Consider the following 9,522-nt stretch of genomic DNA (forward strand, 5'->3'; position numbering starts at 1 on the left):
GCAGATCGTCGTACATCCGCTGGATCATCGTCGCCGACGAATCCACCTCAGCCAGATCGATACTGAACGAACCGGAACTCCCGGCCATCTACCCCAACCCCTATGACAATTGACCGAACGACACCGACCGTCGCTCAGAGCGTGACCGGACCACCCGGGCCGACCACGTGCAGACCGGTGTCCCCGAAAGCGATGGCGAGCGGGACGCGGTCCAGCGGTGCCTCGTTGACCAGCGAGCCGCTGGCCAGGTGCCAGAGCCGGAGCACCGCGCTCTCGTCCCCGGCCGCGACCAGCACCTCACCGTCGAGTACCTGACAGACCAGGGAGCGCACTTCGGCGCTGCCACCCGGAAGGTCCGCCACCGAGTGACCGCCGAGCACGTCCCAGCCGCGCACCGCGCCGTCCGTGCAGCCGGCCAGCAGGACGGCCCGGCCGTCCAGGGTGCCGAGGGCCAGCACCTCGGCCGGGGTGGCGAGTCCGTCGAGGACGGGGCCGGGCTGGCCGGCGTCCACGTCCCAGAGCCGGACGACCCGGTCCCGGCCGGCGCTGGCCAGCACCCGACGGCCGCCGAGCTCGCCGACCACCAGGGCCGTGACGCCGCCCTGATGGGCACTCAGTTGCCGGATCGGCAGGCCGTCGAGGGCGTGCCGGATCCGGACGGTGCCGTCGGCGCCGCCGGTCAGCAGGACCGGACCGGCACCGGGCACCGGGGCGGCGAAGGCCAGGGCGGTGACCGGGCCGGTGTGCGGGGTGGGCACCGACAGCGGGGCGCCGTCCCGCAGCCGGTGGCAGCGGACCGCACCGGCCACCGTGCCGACCACCAGCACCGGGCCGTCCGGGTCGGCCAGCACGGCGACGGAGGAGACCGGACCGCCGTCCGGCTCCAGCACGTAGAGCTCGGTGCGGGTGCCCGCGTCCCAGAGCCGGACCCGGCCGTCGCCGTAGCCGGCGGCCAGCACGGGGCGGCCGTGCAGCTCGCCGACGGCCAGGCCGTTGACCGGCACCGGGCCGGTGGCGGCGGCGCCCTCGGGCTCGCAACCACCCACCGGCTTGCCGCCCTTGAGCTCCCAGAACCGGATCCGGCCGTGCTCGTCGCCGCTGACCAACTGCACCACGCCGCCGGGCGTGGAGACGGTGGCCAGCCCGGTCAGCCAGCTGCCGCCGGCCGGGCGTCCGCCGAGGGCCTCGGCCGCGTGCACGTCCCAGCTGCGCAGGGTGTTGTCCAGGGCGGCGGAGTACAGCACCGGACGGCCCTCGAACTCGGCGAAGGCCAGCCCGGTGACGGTGGCGGAGTGGCCGGAGAACTCGGCGACCGGCTTGCCGGTGGCGAGGTCCCAGAGCCGGATCTCGTGGTCCCGGCCACCGGTGGCGAGCAGGGCCTGCTCGCCCAGCGGCAGCACGGCCAGCGCGGTGACCGGCGCGGAGTGGCCCACCAGCAGGTGGAGTTGGGCGCCCCGGGCGGCGTCCCAGACCCGGACCGTGCCGTCCGGCGCGGCGGCCACGGCCAGGTCGAGTCCGGCCACCCGGGCGTGCAGCAGGGCGGTGACGCCCTCGCCGCCCAGCGGCAGCAGGCCCAGGCCCCGGCCGTCCTCGGCCTGCCAGGCCCGCAGCTCGCCCCGGCTGCCGCCGGAGAAGACCAGCGGCACCCCGCCGATCAGGGCGGCGGCGACCAGCTGGGCGCCCTCACCGCCCGAAGTCCCGTGGACCAGCGCGCCGGTGTCGGCGTCCCAGACCTGGACGGCGCCGTCGGTGGCACCCAGGGCGAACAGCTCGCGGCCCTCCACCTCGGCCAGCGCGACGGCGGTCGGCAGCAGACCGGCCTCACCGTCCGAGCCGCCGAGCGAGGTACCACCGGGCAGCCGCCCGAGGTCGAAGCCGGCCGCGCCCGCGGCCAGCGCGTACGCCGGGGCACCGCCCACGGTGCCGATGGCGGCGGACGGACGGGGCCCCACAGCCACCGCACCGTCCGCCGTACCGGACCCCGCTCCGGCCGCCGCACCATCCGCCGGAGCGGCCGTCGCACCGGTCACGACGCCGGCCAGGGCGTCGTCACCGGACGTCTCCGAACGCACGACGGCGAACGGGAGTTGGCCGTACTCCAGCGGCTGGAGCAGCTGCACCGCCAGGGCCTCCAGCAGGCGGCCGACCGGCGGTACGGGGTTGTCGGTGCCGTCGGCCCAGCTGCTCTCCCCCAGGGTGAGCCGCCGGGCCGCCGACTCCTCGGCCAGGCCCACATCCTGGCCCCGCCCCGGGGTGCCCGGGGTGGTCTTCAAGGCGGCGCGGAGCCGCTGGTGCACCGCGTGGTCCACGGTGCCGTTCCGGGTCTCGGTCCGCTCGGCGGTCAGCCGGCGGACGGTCAGCCCGCCCTCCTGATCGATCGCCAACTCGATCCGCCCCGAGGGCAGTCGGCTCGATCCGGCGGTGAAAAGCACGTCGCTCACGGTTCTCCCAAGGAACGTCAGCAGAGCTCCCCCGGCACCACGGTCGCGTACACGGCGTCGTGCAGCTGGTGGGTACGGGAGCTGCGGAAGAGTTGCGGCCGGTGGCCCGCCCGACGGAAGCCGATGAAGGCTCCCACCACCTGCACCGGCATGTTGTCGGCCGCTGCGTAGGCGTCGATCCGGTCCAACTCCAACTGCTCGAAGCCGAACCGGCAGACCAGCCGGAGCGCGGCGGTGGCCGCCCGCATGCTGCGGGCGGCCGGCAGCAGCCAGACCGAGACCTCGGCCGCGCCCTCCTCCGCCCGCAGGTCGACCAGCTCGGCCAGGCCGACCGCCTGACCGCCGTCGAGCACGGTGAAGTACGCCGCCTTGTCCGAGGCCCAGAGCGCGGGCGCCACCTCGGTGATCCAGCGCACCGCCGAGTCCCGGTCCGGATGCCGCAGGACACCCTGCATGAACTCCCGGACCAACGCGTCGTGACTGCCGGCCACCAGGGTGTCGGCGTCCCCGGCCATCGGACGGCGCAGCGAGACCTGCCCGTCCTGAAGGGCCATCAGGGGGCCCGACGTACTCAGTTGGCGCATCGAACCCCCAAACCCGACCCAGCGCAGTGGCCGACATCGAAACACCACCGGGACACGGCGCTCAAGCTGGGACGGCCCGTTGGGGCCCTTCCCGGGAAACTCTGCCCCGGCGGTCACCGAGCCAGGAACAAAAAGGGCAATCGGAGGTGATCAACGGGGAAGCGGTGAGGGCAGAACCAACGCGTTCCCACAGAAGAACACCTGGTCAGCGGCCTGACCGTGGACCGACACCCAATCGATACCCAACCGCCTTCGAACCGACCGCCGACTGCCGTCCAATCGACCGCCGCCCGCCTTCCGATTGCCCGCCGCCCGCCCTCCGCTCGCCCGGCGCCCGCCCTCCGACCGGGTGCCGCTAGCGCGCGCCGATCGCACTCAGCAGCGGCACCCGGGCCGCCCGGCGGGCCGGCCAGACCGCCGCGAGCACCCCGACCACCGGCCCCAGCAGCAGGAACAGGCCGAGCCGGTCCCAGGGCAGCACGGTGGTGTACTGCGGCAGCGAGGCCGAGCTCAGACCGCCGCAGGCCCAGGCCATGAAGACCCCGGTACCGACACCCAGCACGGTGCCGAACACGGCGATCACCACCGACTCCAGCCGGACCGTCCGCCGCACACCCCGGGCGTCCAGGCCGATCGCCCGCAGCAGGCCGATCTCCCGGGTCCGCTCGAACACCGCCAGGGCCAGCGTGTTGACCACGCCGAACACCGCGATCACCACGGTCATCGCGAGCAGCCCCGCCACCATGGCGAGCACCGTGCCGATCTCGCCGGTCTGACGGCGGATCAGCTGCTGCCGGGTCTCCACCTCCAGCAGCGGGCTGCCACCGAGCGCGGCCCGGACGTCCCGCTCCAGCGCCGCCCCGGACGTACCGGGCCCGGTCCTGAGCAGCACCGCACCGATCCGCTCCCGGGGGGCCTGCGGCAGGGTCTCCGGCAGGGTGGCCAGCGCGCCGCCGAAGGCGCGGGTCTGCCGGTAGACCCCGGCCACCGTCCACTGCCGGTCCGCGGCCTCACCGAGCCGGCCCACGAAGGTGTCGCCGGCCCGCAGCCCCGCCTCGTCGGCCAGCCCGTCCGAGAGCGCCACCCGCCCGGGGCCGACGGCGGCCAGCGAACCGCTGGTGAACTCCAGGTCGGAGACGGCGGCCAGCCCGGCCGGGTCCGCGCCGGTCACGGTGGTCCAGCCGCCCGGGGTGCGGAAGGCGGCCTCGGCCAGCGGCACCGCCGCCGTGACGCCCGGGACGGCGGCCAGCCGGGCGGCGGCGTCCGGGTCGAGCCCCTCGCGGCCGGACAGCGAGACCTTGCGGTCGGCGGTCAGACCGGCCACCGCCGCCTCCCGCAGGGCGGCCTCCGTCGAACTGCCGACCACGGTCAGCGCGCTGATCAGGCTGAGGCCGATCATCAGGGCGGAGGCCGTGGCGGCGGTCCGGCGCGGGTTGCGCAGCGCGTTCTCCCGGGCGATCAGCCCGGTGACGCCGAACAGCCTCGCGGTGCCGGCCCCGGCCAGCCGGATCACGGGGCCGGCCAGCAGGGGGGCGATCACGATCAGGCCGACGAGCAGCAGCAGGGCACCCAGGCCGGCCGCCAGCAGGTTCTCCTCCTGGCCGGTGTGCTGGGCCGAGACGTACAGCAGCACCGCCGCACCGGCCCCCGTGAGCAGCCCGCCGAGGACGTTGCGCAGCCTCAGGTCACGGGCCGCGGGCGGGAGTTCGGCACTGGTCAGGGCCTCGACCGGGGCGGTCCGGGCGGCCCGGCGGGCGGGCAGCCAGGCCGCGACCAGGGTGACGCCGACCCCGACCAGCAGCGAGCGCAGCACCGTACCGGGTGTCACCACCAGCGGCCCGTCCGGGAGTTCGGCCCCGGCGCCGAGCAGTCCGGGCAGCACGGTCGCGACGCCGAGGCCCAGCCCGGTGCCCAGCAGTGAGGCGACCAGCCCGAGCGCCCCGGCCTCGGCCAGCACCGCCCGCACCACCTGGCCCCGGGAGGCACCGACGGCCCGCAGCAGTGCCGTCTCCCGGCGGCGCTCGGCGACCAGCACGGTGAAGGTGTTGGTGATCACGAAGCTGCCGACGAACAGCGCGATCCCGGCGAAGGCCAGCAGCAGCCGGGTGAACTCCGTGGTGCTCGCCTCGATCTGCGCGGCCTGCTCCTCGGCGAGCTGCGCGCCGGCGGTGACGGTGATGCCCTCGGCCGGCAGCACGGCGCGGATCCGGTCGGCCAGCGCGCGGTCGTCGGTGCCGGGCGCCGAGCCGATGCCCAACGCGTCGAACCGGCCGGGGCTCAGCAGCAGCCGCTGGGCGGTGGCGGTGTCGAACAGCACCAGGGTGGCCCCGGCGGTGACCTTCGGGTCGTCGGTGTCCACGATCCCCACCAGGGTCTTGGTCAGCGTCGGCCCGTCCACCGCCAGCCGGACGGGGGCGCCCAGCGCGTACCCGCCGCGCTCGGCGGTCCGGCGGTCCAGGGCGAGTTCGCCCTCGGCCGCCGGGGCCCGGCCGGCCCCCAGCGGGTACCGGGGGTCCCGGCCGCCGGCCGCCGGGTCGGGGGAGAAGTTCGCTGCCAGGTTGTCCTGGTAGCGGCCCGCGTTCAGCGAGCTGCCGTCCTGGGCCGCCACCGTGGCGGTGCCCTCGACCGCCACCCGCAGGGTGGCGACGCCGGGCACCGTCCGCACCCGGTCGGCGAGTTCGGCGGTGAGGGGGGTGTGGCGGCCGGGGCCGTCCGGGCGCTCCGGGTCGGCGGTGCTCCGGGCCTGGACCAGGACGGCGACGCCGCGGAGGTCCTGGGCGGCGGCGCCGCGCAGGGCACCCGTCACGGTGTCGCCGAAGACCAGCGTGCCGGAGACGAAGGCGACGCCGAGCACGATCGCGAGGGTGGTGACGACCAGTCGGGCGCGGTGTGCGAGCAGGGAGCGCAGGGTGGTGCGGAGCATGGTGGTGGTCTCGTTCCTGAGTTCCGGAGGAGGCCCGGAAGGGGTCCGGTGGCGGGACTGCGGCGTGAGGACTGCGGCGGCGGTCAGCTGCTCCGGGGCTCGGTGTCGAACCGCCGCATCCGCTCCAGCACCCCTTCGGCGGTCGGCGCCCGCAGCTCGTCGGTGAGACGGCCGTCGGCGAGGAAGACCACCCGGTCCGCGTGGGCGGCGGCCACCGGGTCGTGGGTGACCATCACCACCGTCTGCCCCAACTCCCGCACCGAGTCCCGCAGGAGGCCCAGCACCTCGGCCCCGGAGCGGGAGTCCAGGTTCCCGGTCGGCTCGTCGGCGAAGACGATCTCGGGGCGGGAGGCCAGCGCCCGGGCCACCGCGACGCGCTGCTGCTGGCCGCCGGAGAGCTGGGCCGGCCGGTGCCCCAGCCGGCCGGAGAGTCCGACGGCCCCCACCACCCGCTCCAGCCAGCGGGCATCGGGCCGGCCGCCGCCGATCGCCGTCGGCAGGGTGATGTTCTCCAGGGCCGTCAGGGTGGGCAGCAGGTTGAACGCCTGGAAGACGAAGCCGATCCTCTCCCGGCGCAGCCGGGTGAGCTGACGGTCGGTCAGCCCGGTCAGCTCGGTGTCGCCGATCCGCACCGAGCCGGCGGTGGCCGTGTCCAGGCCGGCCAGGCAGTGCAGCAGGGTGGACTTGCCGGAGCCGGACGGCCCCATGATCGCGGTGAACCGCCCCCGGTCGAACTCCACCGAGACGGCGTCCAGGGCGGTCACCCGGGTGTCGCCCTCCCCGTGCACCTTGCTGAGCACGGTGGCCCGGGCTGCGGCGGTGAGGGGACGGGCGGGGGCGGCAGGTGTCGGCATGTCAGCTCCGGGGAGGGGTGGGGCGGTCGCCTCCCATCCTCCGAGCGCCGGGCCGCCGGACCGTCGCCCTCAGGTGCCGACCCGCCCCTCTGCCCGAGGTCGGGCCGGCCGCCGCCCCTGCTCCCCCGGTCGTACGCCCGGCTCTGCCTTCCGGCAGAGCGGAGACGGACCCTAGCTGCTCAGCCCCGAGCGGTGCGCCAGCACCGCCGCCTGCAGCCGACTCCCGGTGCCGGTCTTCACCAGCACGGCACTGACGTGGGTCTTCACCGTGCCCACCCCGATGCCCAGGTGGTGGCCGATCTCGGCGTTGGCCAGGCCCTGTCCGAGCAGGGCGAGCACGTCGCGTTCCCGTTCGGTCAGGGCGGCCAGCCGTTCCTCGAAGACGGTGGGCACCGCGGCCGGGGCCCCGGGCGCGGCGGCGCCGTCGAGCATCCGGGAGATCACCGCCCGGGTCACCCCGGGCGAGAGCACCGCGTCCCCGGCAGCGGCGGCCCGCACCGCGCTGACCAGTTGCTGCGGTCCCTCGTCCTTGAGCAGGAAGCCGGTGGCGCCCGAGCGCAGTGCCCGGGTGACGTTCCGTTCGTCGCCGAAGGTGGTCAGCATGACCACCTGCGGCCGGGGCCGCAGGGCCAGCAGCCGCCCGATCGCGGCCAGCCCGTCCAGCACCGGCATCCGGACGTCGACCAGCGCCACGTCGGGGTGGGTCTCGGCGGCGAGGCGCACCGCCTCCTCACCGTCGGCGGCCTCGGCGACCACCTCGATGCCCTCGGCGTGACGCAGGATCAGCCGGACGCCGTGCCGCACCAGCGCCTCGTCGTCGGCGAGCAGCACCCGGATCGGTCGGTCGGCGGGCAGGGTCACGGGGTCTCCCGGGGTGGGACGGAGGCCGCGAGCGGCACGGTGAAGGGGTCGATGGCGGTCAGCACGCCGTCGCGCAGGCAGTAGCGGGTGATCAGGAGGCGACCCGGCTCCGGCTGCGGAGCGGGCGGGTAGGTGCTGTACAGGCACTCGGTCACCGCCGCCGGACGGTCCGGCTCCCGGCCGGCCGCCGCCGCCCGGGCGGCCGGGTCGTCACCGTAGACCGCCGCGATCAGCGCCGCGCGGTCCATCCCCGGGGCCGGCTCCGGCTGGGCCGGCAGCGGGTCGGAGTCGGAGAGCGCGAGCCCGACCAGCGCCACCCCGCCCAGCATGGTCACGCCGACCCCGAGCAGGCCGACCACCCCGGTGAGCACCCGGACGGTCCGCCGTCCGGGCGGCGTGGCGGCCCGGCCACCGGCGGCGGCTGACGGTGCGTCGGCACTCCGGGCCGCAGCCGGGCCGGGCGCGGTCGGCATGGTGGCGGTCAGCGCGTACCCGCCGCCCGGGGCCGGCCCGACCGCCAGCTCGCCGCCGAGCAGCGCCAGCCGCTCCCGCAGCCCGATGTGCCCGCGTCCGGTGCCCAGCCCGGTGGCGGCCTGCGGCGGTGCCGACGGCGGGCCGTTGAGGACCCGGACCACCACCCGCTCCCCGGTGTGCTCGACCAGCACGGCCACCTCCGCCCCGGGGGCGTAGCGGTGGACGTTGGTCAGGCCCTCGCGGACCACCCGGTGCACCGCGTGCCGCACCCGGGCCGGCCGCCCGTCCAGGTCGGGCCCCTCCCACTCCACCGTCACCGGTACGCCGGCCGCCACCGACTCCCCGGCCAGCGCGTCCAGATCGGCCCGGGTGCCGGTGGCCCCGGTCGCCGCGGCCGGGCCGCCGTCCGGCTCCAACGGGCCGAGCACGCCCAGTAGTTCGCGTAGCTCGCGCATCGCCTCGCCGACCGAGCGGCGGACCAGGGCGGCCTCCTCCCGCAGCTCGGGCTCCCGCTCCCCCATCGCCATCTCCAGACCGCCGGCGTGCAGCGAGACCACGCTCAGCCGGTGGCCGAGCAGGTCGTGCATCTCGGCGGCGATCCGCGAGCGCTCCTCGGTCCGGGCCTCGCTCTCGGCCAGCCGCCGGTTCGCCTCCGCCGCGTCGGCCCGGTCGCGCAGCGCCCGCAGCAGCCGGTCCTCCTGCCCGCCGGTGCCGCCGAGCAGGCCGGGCAGCACCAGCGTGGTGGCGGCCAGCACCGCACCGACCGCGCAGCCGAGGGCGGCACCACCGTACCCGAGCAGCGGCATGGCCAGCGTGCCGGTGGTCACCGCCAGCGCGCTCGCGGCCGACAGCAGCAGGGCGCGCCGCCGGGGCTCCGCGATCCGTCGGGCGGTGGAGTAGGCCACCACGGCGGCGGGCAGTCCGGCCCCGGGCAGCAGTCCGAGCAGCACCGCCGAGCCCAGCAGGCTCCCCGTCGGGAACCGCCGGCGGAGCGCCATCGGCACTAGCGCGGCGGCCCCGAGCAGCACCTTGGTCTCCGGGGCCGGGCCGAAGCCGGAGCCGCCCGTGCCTAGCACCAGTTCGACCACCACCACGAGCAGCCCGACCCCGGTCAGCTCCGCACCGGCCCGCCAGGGCAGCCGGCGGAGCGGACGGCGGCGCGGCGGCGGGGCGCCTGGGACGGGGGTGGGGGTGACGGCCATCGGCCCATTCTCCGGTGCGGGCGCGGGGGCCGGGATACGCCTCCGGGACGAACGGCCCTCTGCCGAAGGGCAGAGGAACGGGGCCGGGGGCGGCCCGCGCGGCGGGCCGCCCCCGCCCCCCCCGGGGGGGCGGGGGGCGCCGGCCGCGCCCCCGCCCCGACCGGGGGGGAGAGCGGACCCGGC

The 9,522-nt window shown here is 76.6% G+C and carries 6 protein-coding genes; all 6 read right to left on the reverse strand.

The features are described from left to right. Positions 1-134: 134 nt before the first annotated feature. Positions 135-2,441, reverse strand: a complete 2,307-nt coding sequence (locus tag ACIRBX_RS10535; protein ID WP_402295301.1) for a WD40 repeat domain-containing protein — start codon at positions 2,439-2,441, stop codon at positions 135-137. A gap of 17 nt (positions 2,442-2,458) precedes the next feature. After that, a complete protein-coding gene (locus ACIRBX_RS10540; protein ID WP_402295304.1) occupies positions 2,459-2,995 on the reverse strand; it encodes a GNAT family N-acetyltransferase in 537 nt (178 codons plus the stop codon). Between the two features lie 385 nt (positions 2,996-3,380). After that, entirely contained in the window at positions 3,381-5,948 is a 2,568-nt protein-coding gene (locus ACIRBX_RS10545; protein ID WP_402295306.1) for an ABC transporter permease, read from the reverse strand. 83 nt (positions 5,949-6,031) lie between these two features. After that, on the reverse strand, positions 6,032-6,802 hold the full coding sequence (locus tag ACIRBX_RS10550; RefSeq protein ID WP_402295307.1) for an ABC transporter ATP-binding protein: 771 nt from the start codon (positions 6,800-6,802) through the stop codon (positions 6,032-6,034). Between the two features lie 171 nt (positions 6,803-6,973). Continuing rightward, the gene (locus tag ACIRBX_RS10555) at positions 6,974-7,663 is read right to left on the reverse strand and encodes a response regulator (protein WP_402295308.1); all 690 of its coding nucleotides are present in this window, start codon (positions 7,661-7,663) and stop codon (positions 6,974-6,976) included. Further along, a complete protein-coding gene (locus ACIRBX_RS10560; RefSeq protein ID WP_402295310.1) occupies positions 7,660-9,339 on the reverse strand; it encodes a histidine kinase in 1,680 nt (559 codons plus the stop codon). Before ACIRBX_RS10560 ends, ACIRBX_RS10555 begins: the two co-directional genes overlap by 4 nt. Between the last annotated feature and the right edge of the window lie 183 nt (positions 9,340-9,522).

The organism is Kitasatospora sp. NPDC096147 (assembly GCF_044763225.1).
In the GTDB taxonomy this organism is placed as follows: domain Bacteria; phylum Actinomycetota; class Actinomycetes; order Streptomycetales; family Streptomycetaceae; genus Kitasatospora.